The sequence below is a fragment of the Pseudomonas sp. R32 genome (assembly GCF_009866705.1).
Classification (GTDB): Bacteria; Pseudomonadota; Gammaproteobacteria; order Pseudomonadales; family Pseudomonadaceae; genus Aquipseudomonas; species Aquipseudomonas donghuensis.
Window position 1 is genome coordinate 2,034,786 of sequence record NZ_CP019396.1, and the last position, 26,629, is coordinate 2,061,414.

23 protein-coding genes are annotated in these 26,629 nt (G+C 61.9%); 3 read left to right on the top strand and 20 right to left on the bottom strand.

Annotated features, from left to right (window positions below; all coding sequences use genetic code 11):
• Positions 1–11 precede the first annotated feature (11 nt).
• The 17 genes from nuoH to PspR32_RS09395 form a co-directional block, all read right to left on the bottom strand.
• Positions 12–1,019: an NADH-quinone oxidoreductase subunit NuoH gene (gene nuoH / locus PspR32_RS09315; RefSeq protein ID WP_036994526.1), complete on the bottom strand. Its 1,008-nt coding sequence runs from the start codon at positions 1,017–1,019 to the stop codon at positions 12–14.
• On the bottom strand, positions 1,016–3,730 hold the full coding sequence (gene nuoG, locus PspR32_RS09320; protein WP_010220404.1) for an NADH-quinone oxidoreductase subunit NuoG: 2,715 nt from the start codon (positions 3,728–3,730) through the stop codon (positions 1,016–1,018). Before nuoG ends, nuoH begins: the two co-directional genes overlap by 4 nt.
• A 133-nt stretch (positions 3,731–3,863) precedes the next feature.
• On the bottom strand, positions 3,864–5,237 hold the full coding sequence (gene nuoF, locus PspR32_RS09325) for an NADH-quinone oxidoreductase subunit NuoF (RefSeq protein WP_010220403.1): 1,374 nt from the start codon (positions 5,235–5,237) through the stop codon (positions 3,864–3,866).
• Positions 5,234–5,731, bottom strand: a complete 498-nt coding sequence (gene nuoE / locus PspR32_RS09330) for an NADH-quinone oxidoreductase subunit NuoE (RefSeq protein ID WP_010220402.1) — start codon at positions 5,729–5,731, stop codon at positions 5,234–5,236. Before nuoE ends, nuoF begins: the two co-directional genes overlap by 4 nt.
• Positions 5,732–5,733: 2 nt before the next feature.
• Positions 5,734–7,515 (bottom strand): NADH-quinone oxidoreductase subunit C/D, encoded by a 1,782-nt coding sequence (gene nuoC, locus PspR32_RS09335; protein WP_010220400.1) that lies wholly within the window; start codon positions 7,513–7,515, stop codon positions 5,734–5,736.
• A 78-nt stretch (positions 7,516–7,593) separates the two neighbouring features.
• Entirely contained in the window at positions 7,594–8,271 is a 678-nt protein-coding gene (locus tag PspR32_RS09340; protein ID WP_010220398.1) for an NADH-quinone oxidoreductase subunit B, read from the bottom strand.
• Between the two features lie 10 nt (positions 8,272–8,281).
• Complete coding sequence (locus tag PspR32_RS09345) at positions 8,282–8,695, bottom strand: NADH-quinone oxidoreductase subunit A (protein ID WP_010220397.1); 414 nt, start codon at positions 8,693–8,695, stop codon at positions 8,282–8,284.
• 358 nt (positions 8,696–9,053) lie between these two features.
• Positions 9,054–9,716 (bottom strand): lysoplasmalogenase, encoded by a 663-nt coding sequence (locus PspR32_RS09350; RefSeq protein WP_159388344.1) that lies wholly within the window; start codon positions 9,714–9,716, stop codon positions 9,054–9,056.
• A gap of 181 nt (positions 9,717–9,897) precedes the next feature.
• Positions 9,898–11,223, bottom strand: coding sequence for an isocitrate lyase (aceA, locus tag PspR32_RS09355; RefSeq protein ID WP_010220395.1), 1,326 nt, complete (start codon positions 11,221–11,223; stop codon positions 9,898–9,900).
• Positions 11,224–11,712: 489 nt separating this feature from the next.
• Positions 11,713–12,477 (bottom strand): secretin N-terminal domain-containing protein, encoded by a 765-nt coding sequence (locus PspR32_RS09360; protein WP_159388345.1) that lies wholly within the window; start codon positions 12,475–12,477, stop codon positions 11,713–11,715.
• Between the two features lie 160 nt (positions 12,478–12,637).
• Entirely contained in the window at positions 12,638–13,072 is a 435-nt protein-coding gene (locus PspR32_RS09365; protein ID WP_010226763.1) for a GNAT family N-acetyltransferase, read from the bottom strand.
• On the bottom strand, positions 13,065–14,231 hold the full coding sequence (locus PspR32_RS09370) for a ribosomal protein uL16 3-hydroxylase (protein WP_010226762.1): 1,167 nt from the start codon (positions 14,229–14,231) through the stop codon (positions 13,065–13,067). The genes PspR32_RS09365 and PspR32_RS09370 overlap by 8 nt, the downstream gene beginning before the upstream one ends.
• Positions 14,232–14,313: 82 nt before the next feature.
• Positions 14,314–15,684, bottom strand: a complete 1,371-nt coding sequence (gene purB / locus PspR32_RS09375; RefSeq protein ID WP_159388346.1) for an adenylosuccinate lyase — start codon at positions 15,682–15,684, stop codon at positions 14,314–14,316.
• Positions 15,685–15,886: 202 nt separating this feature from the next.
• Positions 15,887–16,507, bottom strand: coding sequence for a high frequency lysogenization protein HflD (hflD, locus tag PspR32_RS09380; protein WP_010226760.1), 621 nt, complete (start codon positions 16,505–16,507; stop codon positions 15,887–15,889).
• Positions 16,504–17,628 (bottom strand): tRNA 2-thiouridine(34) synthase MnmA, encoded by a 1,125-nt coding sequence (gene mnmA / locus PspR32_RS09385; RefSeq protein ID WP_010226758.1) that lies wholly within the window; start codon positions 17,626–17,628, stop codon positions 16,504–16,506. Before mnmA ends, hflD begins: the two co-directional genes overlap by 4 nt.
• A 70-nt stretch (positions 17,629–17,698) precedes the next feature.
• Positions 17,699–18,133, bottom strand: a complete 435-nt coding sequence (locus PspR32_RS09390) for an NUDIX hydrolase (protein WP_036994537.1) — start codon at positions 18,131–18,133, stop codon at positions 17,699–17,701.
• 158 nt (positions 18,134–18,291) lie between these two features.
• Entirely contained in the window at positions 18,292–20,517 is a 2,226-nt protein-coding gene (locus PspR32_RS09395) for an NADP-dependent isocitrate dehydrogenase (protein ID WP_010226756.1), read from the bottom strand.
• A 414-nt stretch (positions 20,518–20,931) separates the two neighbouring features.
• Here PspR32_RS09395 and icd point away from each other — a divergent pair, with 414 nt between their 5' ends.
• Positions 20,932–22,188 (top strand): NADP-dependent isocitrate dehydrogenase, encoded by a 1,257-nt coding sequence (gene icd, locus PspR32_RS09400; RefSeq protein ID WP_010226755.1) that lies wholly within the window; start codon positions 20,932–20,934, stop codon positions 22,186–22,188.
• Between the two features lie 63 nt (positions 22,189–22,251).
• Here the strand turns inward: icd and cspD are convergent, their stop codons facing one another.
• The gene (cspD, locus tag PspR32_RS09405; RefSeq protein WP_026001534.1) at positions 22,252–22,506 is read right to left on the bottom strand and encodes a cold shock domain-containing protein CspD; all 255 of its coding nucleotides are present in this window, start codon (positions 22,504–22,506) and stop codon (positions 22,252–22,254) included.
• Positions 22,507–22,731: 225 nt separating this feature from the next.
• On the opposite strand from cspD, the gene clpS reads away from it, so the two are divergent.
• A complete protein-coding gene (gene clpS / locus PspR32_RS09410) occupies positions 22,732–23,094 on the top strand; it encodes an ATP-dependent Clp protease adapter ClpS (protein WP_010226753.1) in 363 nt (120 codons plus the stop codon).
• 30 nt (positions 23,095–23,124) lie between these two features.
• Positions 23,125–25,395 (top strand): ATP-dependent Clp protease ATP-binding subunit ClpA, encoded by a 2,271-nt coding sequence (gene clpA / locus PspR32_RS09415; protein WP_010226749.1) that lies wholly within the window; start codon positions 23,125–23,127, stop codon positions 25,393–25,395.
• A gap of 155 nt (positions 25,396–25,550) precedes the next feature.
• Here clpA and infA read toward each other — a convergent pair whose 3' ends face one another.
• Complete coding sequence (infA, locus tag PspR32_RS09420; protein WP_002553999.1) at positions 25,551–25,769, bottom strand: translation initiation factor IF-1; 219 nt, start codon at positions 25,767–25,769, stop codon at positions 25,551–25,553.
• A 104-nt stretch (positions 25,770–25,873) separates the two neighbouring features.
• Complete coding sequence (locus tag PspR32_RS09425) at positions 25,874–26,581, bottom strand: arginyltransferase (protein WP_036994542.1); 708 nt, start codon at positions 26,579–26,581, stop codon at positions 25,874–25,876.
• Between the last annotated feature and the right edge of the window lie 48 nt (positions 26,582–26,629).

Below are 26,629 nucleotides of genomic sequence, written 5' to 3' on the forward strand. Positions count from 1 at the left end.
GGGTCAAATCCTCACTGGGCCGCAACAGCTGGCGTGTTGAGCAACACGAGCGCAGCGGTCACCAGCAAATTGATCAGGGTCAGCGGCAGGCAGAACTTCCAGCCGAAGTCCATCACCTGGTCATAGCGTGGGCGCGGGATCGAGGCGCGCAGCAGGATGAACAGCATGATGAAGAACGCGGTCTTCAGGGCGAACCAAATGAACGGGATCTGCGGCAGGATGCCGAACGGACCGTGCCAGCCACCGAAGAACAGGGTCACCAACAGCGCCGAGACCAGGATGATGCCGATGTATTCACCGACGAAGAACATGCCCCACTTCATGCCGGCATATTCAATGTGGTAACCATCGGCCAGTTCCTGTTCCGCTTCCGGCTGGTCGAAGGGGTGACGGTGAGTCACGGCGACGCCTGCGATGAAGAAGGTGCAGAAACCGAAGAACTGCGGAATGATGAACCACAGGTTCTGGGCCTGGTAGTCGACGATGTCGCGCATGTTGAACGAGCCAGCCTGGGCAACGATGCCCATCAGCGCCAGGCCCATGAACACTTCGTACGACACGGTCTGGGCCGAGGCCCGCAGGCTGCCGAGCAGGGCGTACTTGTTGTTCGACGACCAGCCGGCGAACAGTACGGCGTACACCGACAGACCGGCCATGGCGAAGAAGAACAGCACACCGATGTTCAGGTCCGCGACACCCCAGGTCGGGGTGATCGGGATGATCGCGAAGGCGATCAGCAAGGCGCTCATGGCCACCACCGGCGCCAGGGTGAAGATCACCTTGTCGACGAAGGGCGGGTTCCAGTCTTCCTTGAAGAACATCTTCAGCATGTCGGCAGCGATCTGGAACATGCCGAACGGGCCGACGCGGTTCGGACCGTAACGGTCCTGCCACCAGCCCAGCAGGCGCCGCTCGACGAAGCTGAGCAGCGCACCGCAGACCACCACGGCCAGCAAGACCACGACGGCCTTGATGACGGTGATGATCACATCGATCACTTCAGGGGTGAACCAGGTCATTGTGCTGCCTCCTGCAGGCCTTCGACGGATGCACCGAAGATGGCTGGCGGAATGCCGGCCAGGCCTTTCGGCAGGGCAACCAGGCCTGCGCCCAGTTCTTCATTGATGCGCAGCGGCAGACGCAGGGTCTGGCCTGCCACGGTCAGGCTAAGCATGGCGCCGTCGTTGACACCCAGGCGGTCGGCTTCGGACTTGGCCAGGGCCACGTAGGCCGCTGGGATGCGCTCTTGCACCGGGGCGGCGCGCGAGGAGTTCTCTTCGCTGCCGAACAGGTGGTAGAACGGCACCGCTTGCCAGGTGCCACGGGCCGGGGCGAAGGCCGCCGGTACGCTGGCGAACCAGTTCAGCTTGTCACCCTGGGTTTCGATCAGGCGGGTGCCCGGGTCGCCTGCGCGCAGGTGACCGCCGACCTCGTCCTGGAACTTGTTCCAGGCTTGCGGCGAGTTCCAGCCCGGCGACCAGGCGAACGGCACTTGCGAGCGCGGTTCGGCCGAACCCGAGTAACCTTCCATCGAGAAGGCGAACGCGGAGTCTTTGTCTTGCGGGGTACGCGGCTCGTGCACGCTGATGTCGGCGCGCATGGCAGTACGGCCGGAGTAGCGCAGCGGCTCACGCGCAAGCTTCATGCCCTTGATGCGGAACGAAGCGGACGGTGCGGCGTTGACGATGCCGGTCAGTTGCGGCGCGGCAGCGGCGCAGGCGTTGGTAACGTGATCCAGCTGGGTCCAGTCGACCGGCTTGTTGAGCAGGGTGGCACGCAGGGCGTGCATCCAGCGCCAGCCTTCGTGAACCAGGATGCTGCTGTCCAGGTAGGTAGGGTCGAACACCTGGAAGAAGCGCTGGGCACGGCCTTCCTGGCTGACCAGGGTACCGTCGCCTTCGGCAAACGATGCAGCTGGCAGCACCAGGTGGGCGCGGTCGGTAGTGGCGGTCTTCTGGTGATCGGCAACGATGACTACTTTGGCAGCGGCCAGGGCAGCGTCGACCTTGGCAGCGCAGACGCGGCTGTACAGGTCGTTTTCCATCACGACGATGGCGTCGGCCTTGCCTTCGATCACCGCATCCAGGGCGGCATCGATCGACTCGCCGCCGAGCATGGCCAGGCCGAGGCTGTTGGCCTCAGGGACCACCAGGCTCAGCGAGCCGTTCTTCTCGCGCAGCTTCAGGGCCTTGGCGATGTTGGCCGCCGCCTCGATCAGGGCGTTGGAGCCCAGCGAGGTACCGGCAACCACCAGCGGACGGTTGGCGGTAACCAGGGCGTCGGCGATGCGCTTGGCCAGGGCCAGGGCTTCGGCGTCCAGGCCTTCGACGGCTGGCGCGCTCGGGTCGATGGCGTGAGCCACGGCAAAACCGATGCGGGCGAGGTCGTCCGGCGCTGCGTGCACGCACTCTTCGGCCACGTCATCGAGCTTGGTTTCGGCCAGGCTTGCGATAAACAGCGGGTACATGGCGTGCTGGCCGATGTTCTTCACCGCGGCGTCGAGCCAAGGCTGAACACGCATGGCATCGGCCATGGCTTCGGCCTTGCCCTTGACCGACTGGCGCAGGGCCAGGGCGACACGGGCGGCGGTCTGGGTCAGGTCTTCGCCGAGGACGAATACCGCGTCATGGTCTTCCATGTCGCGCAGGGTCGGGACCGGCAGCGGGCTGTCGTTGAGTACTTGCAGGGCCAGGCGCACGCGGGCCAGCTCACCGGCTTCCATACCCGAGTAGAAGTGCTCGGCGCCGACCAGCTCGCGCAGGCCATAGTTGCTTTCGAGGCTGGCGCGCGGCGAGCCGATACCGACGATGTTGCGCCCGCGCAGCATGTCCGCGGCCTTGTCCAGGGCGGCATCCAGGCTCAGCTTGGTGCCGTCGGCCAGCAGCGGCTGACGTGGACGGTCGGTGCGGTTGACGTAGCCATAGCCGAAGCGGCCACGGTCGCAGAGGAAGTACTGGTTGACCGAACCATTGAAGCGGTTTTCGATCCGGCGCAGTTCGCCGTAACGCTCACCCGGGCTGATGTTGCAACCGCTGGAGCAGCCATGGCAGATGCTTGGGGCAAACTGCATGTCCCATTTGCGGTTGTAGCGCTCGGAGTGGGTCTTGTCGGTGAACACACCGGTCGGGCAGACCTCGGTGAGGTTGCCGGAGAACTCGCTCTCGAGGGTGCCGTCTTCAACGCGACCGAAGTAGACGTTGTCGTGGGCACCGAACACGCCCAGGTCGGTACCGCCGGCGTAGTCCTTGTAGTAACGCACGCAACGGTAGCAGGCGATGCAGCGGTTCATCTCGTGGGAGATGAACGGGCCGAGCTCCTGGTTCTGGTGGGTACGCTTGGTGAAACGGTAGCGGCGCTCGTTGTGGCCGGTCATTACCGTCATGTCTTGCAGGTGGCAGTGACCGCCTTCCTCGCACACCGGGCAGTCGTGCGGGTGGTTGGTCATCAGCCATTCGACGACGCTGGCACGGAATACCTTGGCTTCTTCGTCTTCGATGGAGATCCAGCTGCCATCGGAGGCAGGGGTCATGCAGGACATGACGATACGACCACGGGTGTCGTTCTCGTCGGTGTACTGCTTGACCGCGCACTGGCGGCAGGCGCCGACGCTACCGAGCGCCGGGTGCCAGCAGAAATAGGGGATGTCGAGGCCGAGCGACAGACACGCCTGTAACAGGTTGTCTGCGCCGTTGACTTCGAGCTCTTTGCCGTCTACGTGGATAGTGGCCATGGTTCAAAGTTCTTCGTTGGCCCGCGTCTGCGGGCGTGGCTAATGGAAATCTGTGTGCCTGCAGCCCGCTACAGGTGTCCCCGGGCGAGCTGGGCAGGCAGCGGGCGGCACGGACCGCCCGCGTTGTTATTCGTTATGCGCCGACGACGATCGGCTTCGCCAGGTCCGGGCGCAGACCGGCAGCGGCAGCGACCGGTGCCTGGGCGGCAATGCCAGCCTCGAACTCAGGGCGGAAGTACTTGATCGCGCTACCCAGCGGCTCAACGGCGCCCGGTGCGTGTGCACAGAAGGTCTTGCCTGGGCCGAGGAAGCCGACCAGACCCAGCAGGGTCTCGATGTCGCCCTGCTGGCCCTGGCCTTTTTCGAGGGCGCGCAGGAGCTTGACGCTCCACGGCAGGCCGTCGCGGCACGGGGTGCAGAAGCCACAGGATTCACGGGCAAAGAACTCTTCCATGTTGCGCAGCAGCGAGACCATGTTGATGCTGTCGTCCACGGCCATGGCCAGGCCGGTACCCATGCGGGTGCCGACCTTGGCGATGCCACCGGCGTACATTTGTGCATCCAGGTGCTCGGGCAGCAGGAAACCGGTACCGGCGCCGCCTGGCTGCCAGCACTTGAGCTTGAAGCCATCGCGCATGCCGCCGGCGTAGTCTTCGAACAGCTCGCGGGCAGTGACGCCGAACGGCAGCTCCCACAGGCCAGGGTTCTTGACCTTGCCGGAGAAGCCCATCAGCTTGGTGCCGTGGTCTTCACTGCCTTCGCGGGCCAGCGACTTGTACCAGTCGATGCCGTTGCCGACGATGGCCGGCACGTTGCACAGGGTCTCGACGTTGTTCACGCAGGTCGGCTTGCCCCACACGCCAACGGCGGCAGGGAAGGGCGGCTTGGAGCGCGGGTTGGCGCGGCGGCCTTCGAGGGAGTTGATCAGCGCGGTTTCTTCACCGCAGATGTAGCGCCCGGCACCGGTATGGACGAACAGCTCGAAGTCAAAGCCGCTGCCGAGGATGTTCTTGCCCAGCAGGCCTGCAGCCTTGGCTTCCTCGACCGCGCGGTTGAGGTTGCGCGCTGCGGTGGTGTATTCGCCACGCAGGAAGATATAACCGCGGTAGGCTTTCAGCGCGCGGGCGCTGATCAGCATGCCTTCGATCAGCAGATGGGGCTGTTGCTCCATCAGCATGCGGTCTTTCCAGGTGTTGGGCTCCATTTCGTCCGCATTGCACAGCAGGTAGCGGATGTTCATGGATTCGTCTTTGGGCATCAGGCCCCATTTGACGCCGGTGGGGAAGCCCGCACCGCCACGGCCCTTGAGGCCGGAATCTTTAACGGTCTGGACGATATCGTCCTGGGACATTTGCGCCAGGGCCTTGCGGGCGGCGGCGTAGCCGTCCTTGGCCTGGTACTCGTCGAGCCAGACCGGCTCGCCGTCGTCACGCAGGCGCCAGGTCAGCGGATGGGTCTCGGCCGAACGCGCAATGCGGTTGGCCGGGCCGAAGGAAGTGATGGTCATGCGTAACCCTCCAGCAGTTTGGCGACGCCAGCAGGCTGCACGTCGCCAAAAGTGTCGTCGTCGATCATCAGCGCCGGGGCCTTGTCGCAGTTACCCAGGCAGCACACCGGCAGCAGGGTGAAACGCCCGTCCGCGGTGGTCTGGCCAAGGCCTATGCCCAGCTCGCTCTGGATCTGGCTGACCACCGACTCGTGGCCGCCGATGTAGCAGACCATGCTGTCGCAGACGCGGATGATGTGCCGGCCAACCGGCTGACGGAAGATCTGACTATAAAAGGTGGCCACGCCTTCGACGTCGCTGGCAGGAATGCCGAGCACTTCGCCGATGGCATAGATGGCGCCGTCCGGCACCCAGCCGCGTTCCTTCTGGACGATCTTCAGGGCTTCGATGGACGCCGCGCGCGGGTCCTCGTAGTGATGCATCTCGTGCTCGATGGCCGAGCGCTCGGTTTCGCTCAGGGCGAAACGGTCGGTTTGGATAAGCGTGCTGTTCATGCTTAGCGGTCCACGTCAGCCATAACGAAGTCGATACTGCCCAGGTACGCAATGAGGTCCGCGACCATGCTGCCGCGGATCACCGAAGGGATCTGCTGCAGGTGCGGGTAGCTCGGGGTACGGATCCGGGTGCGGTAGCTCATGGTGCCGCCGTCGCTCGTCAGGTAGTAACTGTTGATGCCCTTGGTCGCCTCGATCATCTGGAAGGATTCGTTGGCCGGCATGACCGGGCCCCACGAAACCTGCAGGAAGTGAGTGATCAGGGTTTCGATGTGCTGCAGGGTGCGCTCTTTCGGCGGCGGCGTGGTCAGCGGGTGATCCGCCTTGTACGGGCCTTCCGGCATGTTGCGCAGGCACTGGTCGATGATGCGGATACTCTGGCGCATTTCCTCGACACGGACCATGCAGCGATCGTAGGCATCGCCGTTGTGGGCCAGCGGTACTTCGAACTCGAAGTTCTCGTAGCCGGAGTAAGGGCGGGCCTTGCGCAGGTCGAAGTCAAGACCGGTGGAACGCAGGCCGGCACCGGTGACGCCCCATTCCAGGGCCTCTTTGGTGTTGTACTGGGCAACGCCGATGGTCCGGCCCTTGAGGATGCTGTTCTGCAGGGCGGCCTTGGTGTACTCGTCGAGGCGCTTTGGCAGCCAGTCGACGAAGTCCTTCACCAGTTTTTCCCAGCCGCGCGGCAGGTCGTGGGCAACACCACCGATGCGGTACCAGGCCGGGTGCAGACGGAAGCCGGTGATGGCTTCGATCACGGTGTAGGCGCGCTGACGGTCGGTGAAGGTGAAGAACACCGGGGTCATGGCACCGACGTCCTGGATGTAGGTACCCAGGAACAGCAGGTGGCTGGTGATGCGGAAGAACTCGGCGAGCATGATGCGGATCACGTCGACCTTCTGCGGCACCTGGATGCCGGCCAGCTTCTCCACCGCCAGTACGTACGGCAGGTTGTTCATCACCCCGCCGAGGTAGTCGATACGGTCGGTGTAGGGGATGAAGCTGTGCCAGGACTGACGCTCGGCCATTTTCTCGGCACCACGGTGGTGGTAGCCGATGTCCGGGACGCAGTCGACGATCTCTTCGCCGTCCAGCTGCAGGACGATACGGAAGGCACCGTGGGCCGAAGGGTGGTTCGGGCCCAAGTTGAGGAACATGTAGTCCTCGTTGGTGCCCTGGCGCTTCATGCCCCAGGCTTCAGGGTTGAAGCGCGCGGCCTCTTCCTCGAGCTGCTGCTTGGCCAGGGTCAGGCTGTACGGATCGAATTCGGTGGCGCGGGCAGGGTAGTCCTTGCGCAGCGGGTGACCTTCCCAGGTCGGTGGCATCATGATCCGGGTCAGGTGCGGGTGGCCGGCAAAGTCGATGCCGAACATGTCCCAGACTTCACGCTCGTACCAGTTGGCGTTGGGCCAGATGCCGGTGACGGTTGGCAGGTTCAGGTCGCCTTCGCTCAAGGCCACCTTGATCATCACGTCGCTGTTCCGCTCCACCGACAGCAGGTGGTAGAAGACGCTGAAGTCGGCGCCCGGCAGGCCGCGGCGCTGGGTGCGCAGGCGCTCGTCGACGCCGTGCAGGTCGTAGAGCATGCTGTACGGCTTGGCGACATTGCGCAGGAAACCCAGCACGTCCTTGAGTTTTTCGCGGGTAACCCAAAGCACCGGCATGCCGGTGCGGGTTTCCTGGGCGACGAACGCTTCGGGGCCGAATTTGTTGTTCAGTTCGACGACCACATCCTGGTCGTCAGCCTTGTAAGGCGGGATATAAATAGCGGTGTCCGCTGTCATGGTCTCGGTCGCTTTCGGTCAACGTAGAGAATGAAGCCAGGCTGCCTGTCGCGCATGCGCAGGCAACAGGTCGCTGGATCAGACTTCGTCGGGGCTGCGCAGGTTGGTGACCTGGATGCGCTGTTCACGGCGTTGCTCTTTCTGCGACGGCATCTCGGCACGGTAAATGCCTTGATCGCCGACAACCCAGGAAAGAGGACGACGCTCCTGGCCAATCGACTCCTGCAACAGCATCAGGCCTTGCAGGAAGGCTTCAGGGCGAGGCGGGCAGCCAGGCACGTAGACATCCACGGGGAGGAACTTGTCGACCCCCTGAACGACCGAGTAAATGTCGTACATGCCGCCGGAGTTGGCGCACGAGCCCATGGAAATGACCCACTTGGGCTCGAGCATCTGCTCGTACAGGCGCTGGATGATCGGCGCCATCTTGATGAAGCAGGTGCCGGCGATGACCATGAAGTCGGCCTGGCGCGGCGAAGCCCGGATGACTTCGGCGCCAAAGCGGGCGATGTCGTGGGGCGCCGTGAAGGCCGTGGTCATTTCCACGTAGCAGCAGGAGAGGCCGAAGTTGTACGGCCACAGGGAGTTCTTACGCCCCCAGTTGACCGCGCCACTGAGCACATCTTCAAGTTTGCCCATGAAGATGTTCTTGTGGACCTGGTCCTCTAGCAGCGAATCGGAGACGGTTTCCCGCTCTCCGATTGGATATTGCTCGTTGGGAGCATCCGGGTCGATTCTGGTGAGATTGTATTGCATTGCCAAAGCCTCATTGTTTCAGCTTCGCTTGCCGCTTGCGACGACCTTCGGGAGCCCAATCAAGTGCCCCGACGCGCCATAGGTAGACAAGACCTGCCAACAGAATTGCTATGAAAACGAGTGCTTCGACGAATCCGGTCCAGCCGCTTTCGCGGACGGACACAGACCATGCAAAGAGAAAGAGGGCTTCGATATCGAAGATCACGAACAGCATCGCGACCAGATAGAATTTGGCTGACAGGCGCAAGCGGGCGCCGCCAGTGGGCAGCATGCCGGACTCGAAGGGTTCGTTCTTGCTGCGGCCCCAGGCCTTGCTGCCGAGCAGGGCGGAAAGACCGAGCATGAAGGCGCACAGGCCTACGACACCCAAAAGGAAAATGGCAAAGCCCCAGTTGTGGGCGATGAGTCCTGTCGAATCGGGCATGCTGAAAATCCTTATACAGAGACCAGGCTCTGCGGCTTGAAAAGAAGTAGAGCAGTGACGATATGTCGCAGCGGAATCTATCGCGCTGATTTTATGGGTAAACCCGGTGCAAGTAAAATTTCTGCAGCAAATTTATTCGTAAGATTAAGAACAAAAATCTTTCGTAACAGGCTGCAGGCCACGTGGAACGGGCATTGCCCCGGGTTCTGTTAATTATGTTTCTTGCAACGCGTAATGAACCTGCAACTTCGTAATGATAATTAATATCATTTGAGGGTGCGTGATTAGCCCTACTGTTCGAGTCAACTACAAAGTTGTGCAACATAGGCGTCACCTGCAAGTTTCCACACCTTGTGTTTTAACCTGTTTTTTCTTGCCCTGCCGCGCTCTGGATCAAGGCTTTTGTCGATTGCCTGGTGTAGGCCGAGGCGGCGATAGCCCACTGGCCCAGCCAGTAGGTGAGGATAATCAGGTACTGGGCGGCAGCGAACGGGCTGACGAAGCGGTCGATCCCGATCAGGCTGTCGGAAAACACAAACGCCAGCGCGCCCAGCGCCGCCAGGCCGCCGCAGGCCAGGGCGCGCCAGAGCATGGCGCTGATGGCCAGGGCATAAACGCTGACCGGAATCAGCAATTCACCCAGGCCGGAACTGATCAGCAGCCCCAGCAGCGCCGCACCGACAATCGCCGAACCCAACAGCGCAGCGGGCGCCAGTTGGCGGTTCTCGCCCAGGTAGCCGCGCAGATAGGCCAGGTGTGCACAGAGAAAGGCCGCCAGGCCAAACACGAACAGGTCGCCAGGCACGGCCAGCAGAATGTCGCCAAGCAGTGAGAAACCCAGGCCAATAATGATCCAGCGCCGGTAGGCGGTGGGCTCGGCGCTACTCAGCCAGCAGATCAGCGCCAGCACCGGGATCGGTTTGACCGCCAGGCCCAGCAGCGCGTTGCCGCTGGCCAGTGCATATAGATAGAAGGCAGCGCCCGGCAGGGCCAGGCAGAGCAGGGTGACAGGGCGGGGCATGGCCGATCCTTGGTGTTGTTGTGCACCTAGCATAGCCAATGGCAATTAATAAGGAAGCCCTGTGCATTTGCTGGGGACCCTATCGCTGGCACCACCAAGTCCTGATAAAAAACAAAACCCGGAGCCCCATCACAGGCCCCGGGTTTTGCGTGTTACCCGAATGTCAGCAACCGATCAGCGATCAGTGGAACTGCTCTTCTTCAGTCGAACCGGTCAGCGCGGTAACCGAAGACTTGCCACCCTGGATCACGGTGGTCATGTCGTCGAAGTAGCCGGTGCCGACTTCCTGCTGGTGGGCCACGAAGGTGTAGCCTTTCGAGGCGTCAGCGAACTCTTGCTCTTGCAGCTTCACGTAGGCGGTCATGTCGTTGCGGGCGTAGTCGTGCGCCAGGTTGAACATGCCGTGCCACATGTTGTGGATACCGGCCAGGGTGATGAACTGGTGCTTGTAGCCCATGGCCGACAGTTCGCGCTGGAACTTGGCGATGGTTGCGTCGTCCAGGTTCTTCTTCCAGTTGAAGGAAGGCGAGCAGTTGTACGACAGGATCTGGTCCGGGTATTCCTTCTTGATCGCTTCGGCAAAGCGGCGAGCTTCGTCCAGGTCCGGCTTGGCGGTTTCGCACCAGATCAGGTCGGCGTATGGCGCATAAGCCAGGCCACGGGCGATGGCTTGATCGAGGCCGGCGCGAACCTTGTAGAAGCCTTCCTGGGTGCGCTCGCCAACCACGAATGGCTGGTCGTACGGGTCGCAGTCGCTGGTCAAGAGGTCTGCGGCGTTGGCGTCGGTACGGGCCAGGATGATGGTCGGTACACCGGCTACGTCAGCCGCCAGGCGGGCAGCGGTCAGCTTCTGTACGGCTTCCTGGGTTGGAACCAGTACCTTGCCGCCCATGTGGCCGCACTTTTTCACCGAGGCCAGCTGGTCTTCGAAGTGAACGCCGGCGGCGCCTGCTTCGATCATGTTCTTCATCAGCTCGTAGGCGTTCAGGACGCCGCCGAAACCGGCTTCGGCGTCAGCCACGATCGGGGCGAAGTAGTCGACGTAGCCTTCGTCGCCCGGGTTCTTGCCGGCTTTCCACTGGATCTGGTCGGCGCGACGGAACGAGTTGTTGATGCGCTTGACCACGGTAGGAACCGAATCCACCGGGTACAGCGACTGGTCTGGGTACATGGACTCGGCCGAGTTGTTGTCGGCAGCCACTTGCCAGCCGGACAGGTAGATTGCCTGGATACCGGCTTTGACCTGTTGCACGGCCTGGCCGCCGGTCAGGGCGCCCATGCAGTTGACGAAATCTTTCTCTGGACGGAAGGACGGGTGTGCGCCCTGGGTGACCAGCTTCCACAGCTTCTCGGCACCCAGGCGGGCCAGGGTGTGCTCAGGCTGGATCGAGCCACGCAGACGAACGACATCAGCGGCGGTGTAGGTACGGGTCACGCCTTTCCAGCGCGGGTTCTCGGCCCAGTCTTTTTCGAGGGCTGCAATTTGCTGTTCGCGTGTCAGTGCCATGGAAATAAACCTCGTCGCATCGGTCTTTGGTAAAAATTCGCGCTCTCTACTGCGCAGATCAGAAGCCTGGCAAAGGTCAGTATGGGCGAAATATGCGACGGTCGAACGATGGGGGCTCGAAGGGGGAAGTGAGCAGGTGGGCGAGGTTTTCGTTGCAGGGTGGCTCGTGGTTGCCGAACTGCAAAGAACAGTGCTGCCGGGTACCTTTTGATGCGCTTCCGTCCCTCGGGACAACTTCGTTCCAGTCGCAATCTCGTCAAACTGCCTTGTGGGCGGTACAGACACGAGCCGGCTCAGGTGGGTGGGTTAGAGCGCGGTTCGAAGGCCCTTGCCAGGGCCTCTGATCAGCGGGAGCGGGGCCATCATGCCTCGACGTTTCGGGGTCGTCAAATGTTTTGTAGTGGTTTTTTATCACCACTACATCTTTGGTCTAATACGACTCGTCAGTCAGTTTCGAGGCCTTTGGTCGAGGCCTTGATTTGTCTGGGTTCAGTCCAAAGCGTCGACTTTTACCCGCAATGTCATGTTTTCACCGCGCTGGGTGCTGTAGCTGAGGGCCGAAGCACTGCGTTCGGACTGACTCTGCTGGTTGACCCCTGCCAGCGTGATCCACTCACCGAGCTTGCCGGTGACTTTTGTGTCGGTACTTTGCACCTTCACTACATCGGGACGTTCCTGGCTCATCCGGTCATTGTTGGTACTGATGTTCAGGTGCACGGTGTCGCCAGTGACGCTGGCAGTGACGTAAAAGCCCTGGGTGACGTTGCGGTATTCAGTGTCGCTCTGCACTCGACCATCGCTGTCGGTGCTGGTACTGGTGACCGGGATGCTCTGGCCGACCTGGATCAGTGCCGGGCTGCCCTCGCTGGCCTGGACCTGCTGCAGGCCGCCTTCGCGGTTGCTGGTGCCGTAGCGAATGACCCGGGCATTGCCGCGGTTGTCCTGGAAATTGCTGTCGTTGTTGTCGACGCTGATCAGCAGTCGACGCGGCGCGGTATCCAGCTGTTGCAGCAGGGAGCGCAGGTCGTCGATGCGCTCGGGTTCGGCGTTGACGATCAGTTTGTTCTCGAAGGCGCTGACGCTGCCGTCCTTGCCGATGAAGGCTTGCGCGGTGGGGAGGATTTCAGCGCTGGTGCGATGGGTCAGCGGCAGGACTTCAGTGGCGGCCAGCGTACTCAGGCTGAACGACAGAAGCAGGGAGGCGAGAAGGGGGCGTAGCGGCATGTCCATGATCTCCGCGAGTGGAGTGGACATGATGGCAAATTTGTAGCAGTTATGGGAGCGAGGTTGTCAGGCTGAGGACTGCTTCGCAGCCCATCGCCGGCAAGGCCGGCTCCCACAAGGATCAGGTTGGCATCGAGCCTGTGGGAGCCGGCCTTGCCGGCGATGGGCTGCAAGGCAGCCCCAATCGCAATCAGACCAGTTCTCGCGATTCGCGAACCATGTCCACGTGCGGAATACCCGCCTCGAGGAACTCTTCGCTGACCACCTTGAAGCCAAGGCGCTCATAGAACGGCGTGGCGTGTACCTGGGCGCTGAGCATCTGCTGCTTGAGGTCACGGTTCTGGGCTTCGACGATCACCGCCTGCATCAGTGCGTCACCGACCTTCAGCCCGCGCCAGTCCTTGAGCACCGAGACCCGGCCGATCTGGCCGTCGGGCAGCAGGCGGGCGGTGCCGATGGCGTAGTCACCCTCCATGGCCAGAAAATGCACGGCAGTGTTGTCGTCGGCATCCCACTCCAGCTCCGGCGGCACGTTCTGTTCGGCGATGAACACAGCTTCACGAATGCGGCGGATATCAGCGTTGTCTTTCTGCCAGTCGGCGAGACGGACGCGAATCTTATTCATTGGCAAACCCCAGGCTTCCTTGTTTGACCAGTTCGCAGATCAAGGTAATGCCTTGATCGTTTTCAAGCCACTGCTCAAGGTTTTCAATGTGCAACGCGTCGGCGGCGCAGATCAGTTTCAGCAGCTCGCGCAGGTCGCCCGGCAGCAGGCGGCTCTGGCCGCTGGCGAACAGCAGCAGGTTGTCGTCGACTTCCGACCAGGCCAGGCGCGCGCTCGGGTTGCGGATCAGGATCGCGCCCTGGGCCAGGCTCTCGATCAGCTCGACTTCGTCCAGCGGCTCGCCGCTGACCAGCTCCGGATAGCGCGGTTCGGTCATGAACTGGCCGAACCAGGTCAGCAGCAGGCGCTCGTCGCCCATGTGCTCGGTGAGCAGCTTTTTCAGGCGGTCGAGGGCGTCGTGCTGGATCTGGTGCGGGTCGCTGACCGGCTCGGCGTCGGCGTCGGTGTAACGCTCTTCGTCAGGCAGGAACTGGCTGAGGAAGTCGGTGAAATGGGTCAGCACTTCAGCGGCGCCCGGCGCGCGGAAGCCCACCGAATAGGTCAGGCAGTCATCTTCGGCAATGCCGTAGTGGGCCAGGCGTGGCGGCAGGTAGAGCATGTCGCCGGGCTCCAGGGTCCACTCGTCGCTCTGCTCGAATTCGGCGAGGATGCGCAGGTCGGCGTGCTCCAGCAGCGGGCTGTCGCTGTCGCACATCTGGCCGATCTTCCAGTTGCGCTTGCCCTGGCCTTGCAGCAGGAACACATCGTAGTTGTCGAAGTGCGGGCCGACGCTGCCGCCCGGCGCTGCGTAGCTGATCATCACATCGTCGATGCGCCAGCTTGGCAGGAAGCGAAAATGCTCCAGCAGTTCGCCGACTTCCGGCACGAACTGATCGACCGCTTGCACCAGCAGGGTCCAGTCGCGCTCGGGCAGGGTGCTGAAGGCATCTTCTTCGAACGGGCCGCGGCGCAGTTCCCATGGGCGCTCGCCGTGCTCGATGACCAGGCGCGATTCGACTTCTTCTTCCAGGGCCAGGCCGGCCAGTTCGTCGGCGTCGATCGGGCTTTCGAAGTCCGGGAAGGCCTGGCGTACCAGCAGGGGTTTCTTCTGCCAGTAGTCGCGCATGAATTCGCGGGCAGTGAGGCCGCCCAGAAGCTGCAGAGGAGTATCAGGATTCATGTGTAACCTATTGAAAAAAAGTAATTTTCTTTCGGTAATAAAAACGCCCGGCTGAGCCGGGCGTTTACGCGCAGGGCGCAGATCAGACGCGTTTGGCTTGAGCCGCGGCATTACCGATGTAGGAGGCTGGAGTCAGCTTCTTCAGCTCGCTGCGAGCCTCTGCCGGCATGTCCAGGCCATCGATGAAGGTCAGCAGCGCTTCGGGGCTGATGCCTTTGCCACGGGTCAGCTCCTTGAGCTTCTCGTAGGGGTTCTCGATGTTGTAGCGGCGCATGACGGTCTGGATCGGCTCGGCGAGAACTTCCCAGCAGGCGTCCAGGTCTTCGGCGATACGCGCTTGGTTGATTTCCAGCTTGCTGATGCCCTTGAGGCTGGCCTCGTAGGCGATCACGCTGTGGGCGAAACCGACGCCCAGGTTGCGCAGCACGGTGGAGTCGGTCAGGTCGCGCTGCCAGCGCGAGACCGGCAGCTTGCTGGCCAGGTGCTGGAACAGGGCATTGGCGATACCCAGGTTGCCTTCGGAGTTTTCGAAGTCGATCGGGTTGACCTTGTGCGGCATGGTCGAGGAGCCGATTTCGCCAGCGATGGTGCGCTGCTTGAAGTAGCCCAGGGAGATGTAGCCCCAGACGTCGCGGTCGAAGTCGATCAGGATGGTGTTGAAGCGGGCGATCGCGTCGAACAGCTCGGCGATATAGTCGTGCGGCTCGATCTGGGTGGTGTACGGGTTGAACACCAGGCCCAGCTCGTCTTCGATGAAGGCGCGGGCGTTGGCTTCCCAGTCGATCTGCGGGTAGGCCGACAGGTGGGCGTTGTAGTTGCCCACGGCGCCGTTGATCTTGCCCAGCAGTGGCACGGCGGCAACCTGGGCGATCTGGCGCTCCAGGCGGTAGACGACGTTGGCCAGCTCTTTGCCCAGAGTGGTTGGCGACGCCGGTTGGCCGTGGGTGCGCGACAGCATCGGCACGTCGGCGAAGCGGTGGGCCAGCTCACGGATGGCCTGGGCGATCTGGCGCATCAGCGGCAGCAGCACGCTGTCGCGGCCTTCGCGCAGCATCAGGGCGTGGGACAGGTTGTTGATGTCCTCGCTGGTGCAGGCAAAGTGGATGAACTCGCTGACCTTGGCAAGCTCCGGCAGCTTGGCGGCCTGCTCCTTGAGCAGGTACTCGATGGCCTTGACGTCGTGGTTGGTGGTGCGCTCGATCTCTTTGACGCGCTCGGCGTGCTCGAGGGCGAACTCATCGGCCAGGCCGTTGAGCAGGGCGTTGGCTTCGGCGGAAAAGGCCGGAACCTCGGCGATCTGCGGGTGGGCGGCCAGGCGCTGGAGCCAGCGAACCTCGACCAGGGCGCGGCAACGGATCAGGCCGTATTCGCTGAAAATAGGGCGCAGGGCCTGGGTTTTGCCGGCGTAGCGGCCGTCAACAGGGGAAACCGCAGTGAGCGAGGAAAGCTGCATGGGGTGTTCTCGGACAGTCAGGCTTTGAAAAGGGCGCATATCATACATGAAAAACGCGCCCGGGTCGGGTGGCTGACAAAAGGTAATGCCAGCAAATCATTCAGTATCGTAGTGGCTTCAAAGGCCCCATCGCTGGCAAGCCAGCTCCCACAGGTGCAGTACATGCCGACCCTGTGGGAGCTGGCTTGCCAGCAATGGGTGTTCAGCCACGCAACATCGGATACAGCTCTTTGAGCAGTTTGCGCCGGCTGACCACCAACTGCCAGCGATGGCCGCCCAGCTGTCGCCACAGGCGCGCGGCGCGGATGCCGGCGAGCAGCAGGGCGCGAATCTTCGAGGCATTGCTTGGCTGCTGCAGGTGGCGCATGTCGCCATGCACCTGGATGCGTTGGCGCAGGGTGCTCAGGGTGTCCTGGTACAGGGCGCCGCTGGAAGCAATGACGTTTTCATGTACCAGGCCGAAATGCTCGGCCTGGGACTGGATTTGCGGCAGGCGGCTGCCGATCACATCGAGCATGTCGCCGCGCTTGGCCAGCTGGCGCTCCAGGCCCAGCATCGACAGGGCATAGCGCAGCGGCTCGCGCTGCAGGCTGCCGGGGTCGCGCTCCAGGGCGCTGGCCAGGGCGCGGTAGCCGTCGCGCAGGTTCAGGTCGTCACCGCCGAACACCTCCAGGGTGTCCTTGGGGTCGCGTACCAGCAGGCTGCCGAGCATGCAGCCAAGGTTCGCCTCGCTGGCCTGGCCGGTGCGGGCGATGCGGTCAACCAGCACCGCGGCCTGGAATACACCGCCCAGGGCAACCAACTGCTCTTGCATGGCATTCATGCGCGCGCGCTCCACGGCTCGGCGGTTTCGATCACGCCGCCGCCGAGGCAGATTTCGCCGTCATAGAACACCACCGACTGGCCTGGCGTCACCGCCCGCTGTGGCTCGTCGAACACCGCGCGGTAGCCGCTTGCGGTCTGTTCCAGGGTGCAGCCCTGATCGCTTTGGCGGTAGCGCACCTTGGCCGTCAGACGCCGTGGGCTGGACAGGTCGATAGGGTTGACCCAGAAGATTTCTGAAGCGAGCAGGGCGCGCGAGAACAGCCACGGGTGTTCGTTACCCTGGCCGACCACCAGCACGTTGCGGGTGAGGTCTTTCTCCAGTACGTACCACGGCTCGTCACCGGCGTCTTTCAGGCCGCCGATGCCCAGGCCCTGGCGCTGGCCGATGGTGTGGTACATCAGGCCATGGTGACGGCCGATGACTTCGCCGTCGGTGGTCTGGATCTCGCCCGGTTGTGCCGGCAGGTACTGCTTGAGGAAGTCGCTGAAGCGGCGCTCGCCGATAAAGCAGATACCGGTGGAGTCTTTCTTCTTCGCCGTGGCCAGGCCGTGTTTCTCGGCGATGGCGCGCACTTCGGGTTTTTCCAGTTCGCCGACCGGGAACAGCGTGCGGGCGATTTCCTTGCCGCCAACGGCGTGCAGGAAGTAGCTCTGGTCCTTGTTCGGGTCCAGGCCCTTGAGCAGTTCGGTACGCCCGTCAGTGTCGCGGCGGCGCACGTAGTGGCCGGTGGCGATCAGGTCGGCGCCGAGCATCAGCGCGTAGTCGAGAAAGGCTTTGAACTTGATTTCGCGGTTGCAGAGGATGTCCGGGTTCGGCGTGCGCCCGGCCTTGTATTCAGCCAGGAAATGCTCGAAGACGTTGTCCCAGTATTCGGCGGCGAAGTTGGCGGTGTGCAGCTTGATGCCGATGCGGTCGCACACGGCCTGGGCGTCGGCCAGGTCTTCGCGGGCGGTGCAGTATTCGGTGCCGTCGTCCTCTTCCCAGTTCTTCATGAACAGGCCTTCCACCTGGTAGCCCTGCTCCATCAGCAGGAGGGCGGAGACGGAAGAGTCCACGCCGCCGGACATGCCGACGATAACGCGTGTCTTTTCGGGTTCGTAAAGTGCTGGACTGGTCATAGGTACCGGCTGTGTATCTGGAAAAAGACAACGATTCTATCAGGCTGCGGCCTGCAAGGCATCGTTGCTGTCAGTCGCGAATCAACGCCAGGCTGTGCAGCGGGCCGGCCAGGTAATCGTCGATGCAGCGCGGCACCAGCTCGCTGCGCCAGCGCTCGGGGTCGGCCAGCAGCTCCTCGCGGCTCAGCCACACGGCGCGCACGATGTCGCTGTCCAGGGCGCGCTCGGGGTGGTGCTTGAGCGGCCTGGCGGCGAAGCAGATGCGCTGGTAGGTCACGCCGTTGCTGGGGGCGGTATACAGGTAGATGCCGACGATGCCGGTCAGCTCGACCTCCCAGGCGGTTTCTTCGAGGGTTTCGCGCCGGGCGGCGTCGAGCAGGCTTTCGTTGGTCTCCAGGTGGCCGGCGGGCTGGTTGAACACGTGCTTGCCGGCCTTGAATTCCTCGACCATGAGGAAGCGGCCCTGGTCTTCGATGATAGTGGCGACGGTGATGTGGGGGCGCACGGTCGATTCTCTCCCTAAGTTGTAAGTTTCAAGCTGCAAGCTACAAGTAAAAGCCGTGCGCGCAAGGCTCTTTCTTGTAGCTTGCAGCTTGAAACTCAAAGCTAAAAAAACCCCGGTGCGTGGCCGGGGTTTTTGTTTACTGCTTCAAGCTGCTTCTCTTACAGTGCGGCAATCGCGCTGTTGAAGGTCTGGCTCGGGCGCATCACTTTGCTGGTCAGCTCGGCATCCGGGTAGTAGTAACCACCGATGTCGGCCGGCTTGCCCTGCACGGCGTTGAGCTCGGCGACGATGGTTGCTTCGTGCTCGGCCAGGGCTTTTGCCAGTGGGGCGAAGCGCGCTTGCAGGGCGGCGTCGTCGCTCTGGGCGGCCAGGGCCTGGGCCCAGTACAGGGTCAGGTAGAAGTGGCTGCCACGGTTGTCGATACCGCCGACCTTGCGCGCAGGGGACTTGTTGGTGTCCAGGAACTGGCCGGTGGCCTGGTCCAGGGTCGCCGCCAGTACCTTGGCTTTCGGGTTGGTGTAGGCAGTGCTCAGGTGCTCCAGAGAAGCCGCCAGGGCCAGGAACTCACCCAGGGAATCCCAGCGCAGGAAGTTCTCTTCAACCAGTTGCTGGACGTGCTTGGGTGCCGAACCGCCGGCGCCGGTTTCGAACAGGCCGCCGTTGTTCATCAGCGGCACGATCGACAGCATCTTGGCGCTGGTGCCCAGTTCCATGATCGGGAACAGGTCGGTCAGGTAGTCGCGCAGTACGTTGCCGGTGACCGAGATGGTGTCCTGGCCCGCGCGGATGCGCTGCAGGGAAACCTTCATGGCCTCGACAGGCGACAGGACGCGGATGTCCAGGCCGGTGGTGTCGTGGTCTTTCAGGTACTTCTGGACCTTCTCGATCAGCACGCCGTCGTGGGCGCGATGCGGGTCGAGCCAGAACAGCGCCGGGGTGTTGCTGGCGCGGGCACGGTTGACGGCCAGCTTGACCCAGTCCTGGATCGGCGCGTCTTTGACCTGGCACATGCGGAAGATGTCGCCGGCTTCGACGTCCTGGGACAGCAGCAGGTTGCCCTTGCCGTCAACCACGCGGATCACGCCGTCGGCCTTGGCCTGGAAGGTCTTGTCGTGGGAGCCGTACTCTTCGGCTTTCTGCGCCATCAGGCCAACGTTCGGCACGCTGCCCATGGTGGTCGGATCGAAGGCGCCATGTTGCTTGCAGTCGTCGATAACGGCCTGGTAGATGGTGGCGTAGCAACGATCCGGGATCACTGCCTTGGTGTCTTGCAGCTGGCCTTCGGTGTTCCACATCTTGCCCGAGTCACGGATCATCGCCGGCATCGAGGCGTCGACGATGACGTCGCTTGGCACGTGCAGGTTGGTGATGCCCTTGTCGGAGTTGACCATGGCCAGGGCCGGGCGGACGTCGTAGACGGCTTTGACGTCGGCTTCGATCTGCGCCTGCTGCTCGGCTGGCAGGGTCTTGATACGGGCGTACAGGTCGCCGATACCGTTGTTCAGGTTGAAACCGATCTGCTCCAGTACCGCAGCGTGCTTGTTCAGCGCGTCCTGGTAGTACTCGGCAACGATCTGGCCGAACATGATCGGGTCGGAGACCTTCATCATGGTGGCCTTCAGGTGCACCGACAGCAGCACGCCCTTGGCTTTGGCGTCTTCGATCTCGGCGGCGATAAATTTACGCAGCGCCTTGGTGCTCATGACCGCGCAGTCGACGATTTCGCCGGCCTTGACCGCGGTTTTTTCTTTCAGGACGGTGGTGTTGCCGTTCTTGTCCAGCAGTTCGATGCGCAGGCTGTCATCGGCTTCGATCAGCGCGGCTTTCTCGCTGCCGTAGAAGTCGCCGTGGCTCATGTGGGCCACGTGGGACTTGGAGTCGGCAGCCCAGGCGCCCATCTTGTGCGGGTGCTTGCGTGCGTAGTTCTTGACCGACAGCGGGGCGCGGCGGTCGGAGTTGCCTTCACGCAGGACCGGGTTCACGGCGCTGCCCTTGATGCGGTCGTAGCGAGCCTTGGCTTCTTTCTCGGCGTCGGTGGCGGCGGCTTCAGGGTAGTCAGGAATGTTGAAGCCCTTGGCTTGCAGTTCCTTGATCGCGGCCTTCAGTTGCGGCACCGAGGCGCTGATGTTCGGCAGCTTGATGATGTTGGCTTCTGGCGTGGTTGCCAGTTGGCCCAGTTCTGCCAGGTGGTCGGCCACTTGCTTGTCGGCGCCGAGCTGTTCAGGGAAGGCAGAAAGGATACGGCCGGCCAGAGAGATGTCCCGGGTTTCTACGGCGATGTCGGCGCAAGCGGTGAAGGCTTCGATGACGGGGAGCAATGAATAGGTGGCGAGGGCGGGGGCTTCGTCGGTGAAGGTGTAGATGATCTTGGATCGGGTGGGCATATTCGGGTTAACTCTCTGTTTTGCTGAGCGTGCGCAGAATCTCGAGGTGCGCAGGGTAGGCGCTTCGCTCAGACACATCCATGAGCAGAAGGTCGAAGATTCTGGGCGGTGATGGTGGATTGCATCAGTCGAGTGTCAAACGGCTGAACTGCGGTAACAGCCCAGTCTTGTCGGGGCCGCAGGTCTCGTTTCAGACGGTTCGCCCCCAGTGACCCTTTGGTCACCGGGCGAGTATACCAAAGCCTTGGTCGTATTGATCAAGATCAACCGGTCGCAGGGGCTTTTTTAGACCAAAGATGTAGGCGTTGCTGCCCCATTGCAGGGCATTTGCGCACGTGGTTCCCGTTGCCGTTCAACTGGGGTACGCTCAGGGGATCCAGATGACGAACCACACCAAAAAAAACGGAGTGCAGCATGGGATACCAGAAAATCAAGGTTCCGGCAGTCGGCGACAAAATCACCGTCAATGCGGACCATTCTCTCAATGTTCCTGATAATCCGATCATCCCGTTCATCGAAGGCGACGGCATTGGCGTAGATGTAAGCCCCGTCATGATCAAAGTGGTTGATGCTGCTGTAGAGAAAGCCTATGGGGGCAAGCGCAAGATTTCCTGGATGGAAGTCTACGCCGGTGAAAAAGCCACCCAGGTATACGACCAGGACACCTGGCTGCCCCAGGAAACCCTGGACGCAGTCAAGGATTACGTGGTGTCCATCAAGGGCCCGCTGACCACCCCGGTCGGTGGTGGTATCCGTTCCCTCAACGTTGCCCTGCGCCAGCAGCTGGACCTGTACGTCTGCCTGCGCCCGGTGGTGTGGTTCCAAGGCGTGCCGAGCCCGGTGAAAAAACCGGGTGACGTCGACATGGTGATCTTCCGCGAAAACTCCGAGGACATCTATGCCGGCATCGAGTGGAAGGCCGGTTCGCCGGAAGCGACCAAGGTCATCAAGTTCCTGAAGGAAGAAATGGGCGTCACCAAGATCCGTTTCGACCAGGACTGCGGCATCGGCATCAAGCCGGTCTCCAAGGAAGGCACCCAGCGCCTGGTGCGCAAGGCCCTGCAGTATGTGGTGGACAACGACCGCAAGTCGCTGACCATCGTGCACAAGGGCAACATCATGAAGTTCACCGAAGGTGCCTTCAAGGATTGGGGCTACGAAGTGGCCAAGAACGAATTCGGCGCCGAGCTGCTCGATGGCGGCCCGTGGATGAAGTTCAAGAACCCGAAAACCGGCCGTGAAGTCATCGTCAAGGATGCCATTGCCGACGCCATGCTCCAGCAGATCCTGCTGCGCCCGGCCGAATACGACGTGATTGCCACCCTCAACCTCAACGGTGACTACCTGTCCGACGCCCTGGCGGCGGAAGTCGGCGGCATCGGTATTGCCCCGGGCGCCAACCTGTCCGACACCGTGGCGATGTTCGAAGCCACCCACGGCACCGCGCCGAAGTACGCCGGCAAGGACCAGGTCAACCCGGGTTCGGTGATTCTCTCCGCCGAGATGATGCTGCGCCACCTGGGCTGGACCGAGGCGGCCGACCTGATCATCAAGGGCACCAACGGCGCCATCGCCGCCAAGACCGTGACCTACGACTTCGAGCGCCTGATGGAAGGCGCGACGCTGGTCAGCAGCTCCGGTTTCGGTGAGGCTTTGATCAAGCACATGTAAGCGGCACAAGAAAACCGGCCAGTCCTTGCGGGCTGGCCGGTTTTTTTATGTCTGATCGCCGGCTCAGGCTTCAGTCGTTTGCGGGTTGGGGGTGGGGGAGGCGGTGGTTTGTGCGGCGAGGTTCGATATGTTCACCGCGTGCAAGCCCTTGGGGCCCTGGATGATCTCGAAACTGACGGGTTGTCCGGCTTTCAGGGTTTTATAACCGTCCATCTGGATAGCCGAGTAGTGTGCGAACAGGTCCTCTGTTTTCCCGTCTTCATTGATGAAGCCATAGCCCTTGGCGTTGTTGAACCACTTGACTTTACCGCTTGCCATCCTCATATCCCTCTGCAAAGGACTCCATCACTGGAGTATCATCCACTCCATCCGCATATGAACCTGCGAAAATTCTGGTTGACTGCGCGGATCTTTATCGACCACGGTGGGTTCTTATTGGTTGTAACACCGTTTTGCCGATAGTCAAGGTGAGGCGACGGCTGTCCCGCGTCGCCTGTGCGGTCAACCCATAAACCAACCTGTCGAAATGATGAATTTCTTTCCATGCATGCACATAGCCAGATTCGACTAACATTCAATCAGGATCGCCCGCAATCGCATGAGGACGATGGTTCTGGCCTGGCGATACAGGAGGCCAAGCCGGCCCTGCAGGCGCCACCCATGTACAAGGTGGTTTTGTTCAACGATGACTACACACCGATGGATTTCGTCGTCGAAGTGCTCGAGGTGTTTTTTAACCTGAATCGCGAGCTGGCGACCAAGGTCATGCTGGCCGTCCATACAGAAGGACGGGCAGTGTGCGGATTGTTTACCCGGGACATCGCCGAGACCAAGGCCATGCAGGTCAACCAATACGCAAGGGAAAGCCAGCATCCGCTACTCTGTGAAATCGAGAAGGACGGTTAATCGCCGGCCACTTGGGTATGAGGTGAAGCTATGTTAAACCGCGAGCTCGAAGTCACCCTCAATCTGGCCTTCAAGGAGGCACGCTCGAAGCGTCATGAGTTCATGACCGTCGAGCACCTGCTGCTGGCACTATTGGATAATGAGGCCGCCGCGACCGTTCTGCGCGCCTGCGGCGCAAACCTCGACAAACTCAAACACGACCTGCAGGAGTTTATCGACTCCACCACGCCGTTGATCCCCGTGCACGACGAGGACCGCGAGACCCAGCCAACCCTGGGCTTCCAGCGTGTACTGCAGCGCGCAGTCTTCCATGTCCAGAGCTCGGGCAAGCGTGAAGTCACCGGTGCCAACGTGCTGGTTGCGATATTCAGCGAACAGGAAAGCCAGGCGGTGTTCCTGCTTAAACAGCAGAGCGTGGCGCGTATCGACGTGGTCAATTACATCGCCCACGGCATCTCCAAGGTGCCGGGCCATGGTGAACACTCCGAGGGCGAACAGGACATGCAGGACGAGGACGGCGGCGAAACTTCATCGTCGGGCAATCCACTGGATGCCTATGCCAGCAACCTCAACGAACAGGCCCGTCAGGGGCGCATCGACCCGCTGGTCGGTCGCGAGCTCGAAGTCGAGCGCGTGGCGCAGATCCTTGCCCGTCGGCGCAAGAACAACCCGCTGCTGGTCGGTGAGGCCGGTGTCGGTAAAACCGCCATCGCCGAAGGCCTGGCCAAGCGCATCGTCGACGGCCAGGTGCCGGACCTGCTGGCCCACAGCGTGGTCTATTCCCTGGACCTGGGTGCGCTGTTGGCAGGCACCAAGTACCGCGGCGATTTCGAGAAGCGCTTCAAGGCGCTGCTCAACGAACTGCGCAAGCGTCCGCAGGCGATCCTGTTCATCGACGAGATCCACACCATCATCGGTGCCGGTGCGGCCTCCGGCGGGGTAATGGATGCCTCCAACCTGCTCAAGCCGCTGCTGTCTTCGGGTGATATCCGTTGCATCGGCTCGACCACCTTCCAGGAATTTCGCGGCATCTTCGAGAAAGACCGGGCCCTGGCGCGGCGCTTCCAGAAGGTCGATGTCAGCGAGCCATCGGTGGAGGACACCGTGGGCATCCTGCGTGGGCTCAAAGGGCGCTTCGAGAGCCACCACAGCATCGAGTACAGCGATGAGGCCCTGCGCGCCGCTGCCGAGCTTGCAGCGCGCTACATCAACGACCGGCACATGCCCGACAAGGCCATCGATGTGATCGACGAAGCCGGTGCCTACCAGCGCCTGCAACCGGTCGAGATGCGCGTCAAGCGCATCGACGTGCCGCAGGTCGAAGACATCGTCGCCAAAATCGCGCGGATTCCGCCAAAACACGTGACCAGTTCCGACAAGGAGCTACTGCGTAACCTGGAGCGCGACCTCAAGCTCACGGTGTTCGGCCAGGATGCGGCGATCGATTCGTTGGCCACCGCCATCAAGCTGTCCCGTGCTGGCCTCAAGGCGCCGGACAAACCGGTCGGTTCGTTCCTGTTTGCCGGCCCTACCGGTGTCGGTAAAACCGAAGCGGCGCGGCAGTTGGCCAAGGCCCTGGGGGTTGAGCTGGTGCGTTTCGACATGTCCGAGTACATGGAGCGGCACACTGTTTCGCGTCTGATCGGTGCGCCTCCGGGCTACGTCGGTTTCGACCAGGGCGGCCTGCTCACCGAAGCCATCACCAAGCAGCCGCACTGCGTGTTGCTGCTCGATGAAATCGAGAAGGCCCACCCGGAAGTCTTCAACCTGCTGCTGCAGGTGATGGACCACGGTACCCTGACCGACAACAATGGGCGCAAGGCGGACTTCCGTAACGTCATCGTCATCATGACCACCAACGCCGGTGCTGAAACCGCTGCGCGAGCCTCCATCGGCTTCACTCAGCAGGATCATTCCTCCGACGCCATGGAAGTGATCAAGAAGAGCTTCACGCCGGAGTTCCGCAACCGTCTGGACACCATCATCCAGTTTGGCCGCCTCAGCCACGAGACGATCAAGAGCGTGGTGGACAAGTTCCTCATCGAACTGCAGGCGCAACTGGAAGACAAGCGCGTGCTGCTGGAGGTAAGCGATGCGGCGCGCAGTTGGCTGGCTGCCGGTGGTTACGATGCGCAGATGGGCGCGCGACCAATGGCGCGGCTGATCCAGGACAAGATCAAGCGGCCGTTGGCCGAAGAGATCCTGTTCGGCGAGCTGGCCGAGCATGGCGGTGTGGTGCACATCGACATCCGCGATGGCGAACTGGTGTTCGACTTCGAGACCACGGCTGAGATGGCGTAAGGCAGGCTGGGGCTGCTATGCAGCCCATCGCTGGCAAGCCAGCTCCCACACAATCCCTGTGGGAGCTGCGGTGCGGCGACCCGACTTGCCAGCGATGCTTTTCCAGGACCAACGAAAACGCCCGGCATTTAGCCGGGCGTTTTCGTTGGTGTCGCTTAGCGGGCGCGGTAGGTGATGCGCCCCTTGCTCAGGTCGTAGGGCGTCAGTTCGACGCGGACCTTGTCACCGGTCAGAATACGAATGTAGTTCTTGCGCATCTTTCCGGAGATGTGCGCGGTAACGACGTGCCCATTTTCCAACTCCACACGGAACATGGTGTTGGGCAGGGTGTCGACGACAGTGCCTTCCATTTCGAAGCTGTCTTCTTTCGACATGCAGTAAAGCCCTCGGTGTCCAGTTAATGGCCCGGTGCACAGCTGCGCCAGGCAAAAAAAGTGGCGTGCATTGTGCCCGAAAAATGGACTTCAAGCCAATGATTTCAGTTCAACGTCACCCAGCGTTGATTGATCAACAGCTCGATGGGGCGGTACTGGGTCTTGTAGTTCATCTTTTTGCAGTTCTTGATCCAGTAGCCGAGGTAGACCGCGCCCAGACCCAGGCGCAGGGCTTCGGTGATCTGCCAGAGGATCGCGAAACGGCCCAGGCTGCGCCGTTCTTCGTCCGGCTCGTAGAAGGTGTACACCGCTGATAGGCCATTGGGCAGCAGGTCGGTGACCGCCACCGCGAGCAGGCGGTCGCCCAGGCGGAACTCGTAAAAACGCGAAAACGGCAGGTCGCGGACCAGGAAGGTGGAAAACTGGTCGCGGCTTGGTGGATACATATCGCCATCGGCGTGGCGCTGCTCGATGTAGCGCCGGTACAACTCGAAATACTCTTCCTTGAATGCCGGACGGGCGGCAGTGACGGTCAGGTCGGCATTGCGCTTGAGGATGCGTTTTTGCTGGCGGTTGGGCAGAAAGCGTGCAGCCGGGATCCGCGCCGGCACGCAGGCGTTACAGTTCTGGCAATGCGGGCGATACAGGTGATCGCCGCTGCGCCGGAAGCCCATTTCCGACAGGTCTGCGTAAACGTTGACGTCCATCGGCTGGCTCGGATCGAGAAACAGCGTGGTGGCTTGTTCGTCTGGCAGGTAGCTGCAGGAATGGGGTTGAGTGGCATAAAACTTCAACCGCGCCAGCTCTGTCATGATCAACCCCTCGGGAGGTGCTTTTGTTTTAAGTGTAAGCCAGCTGGA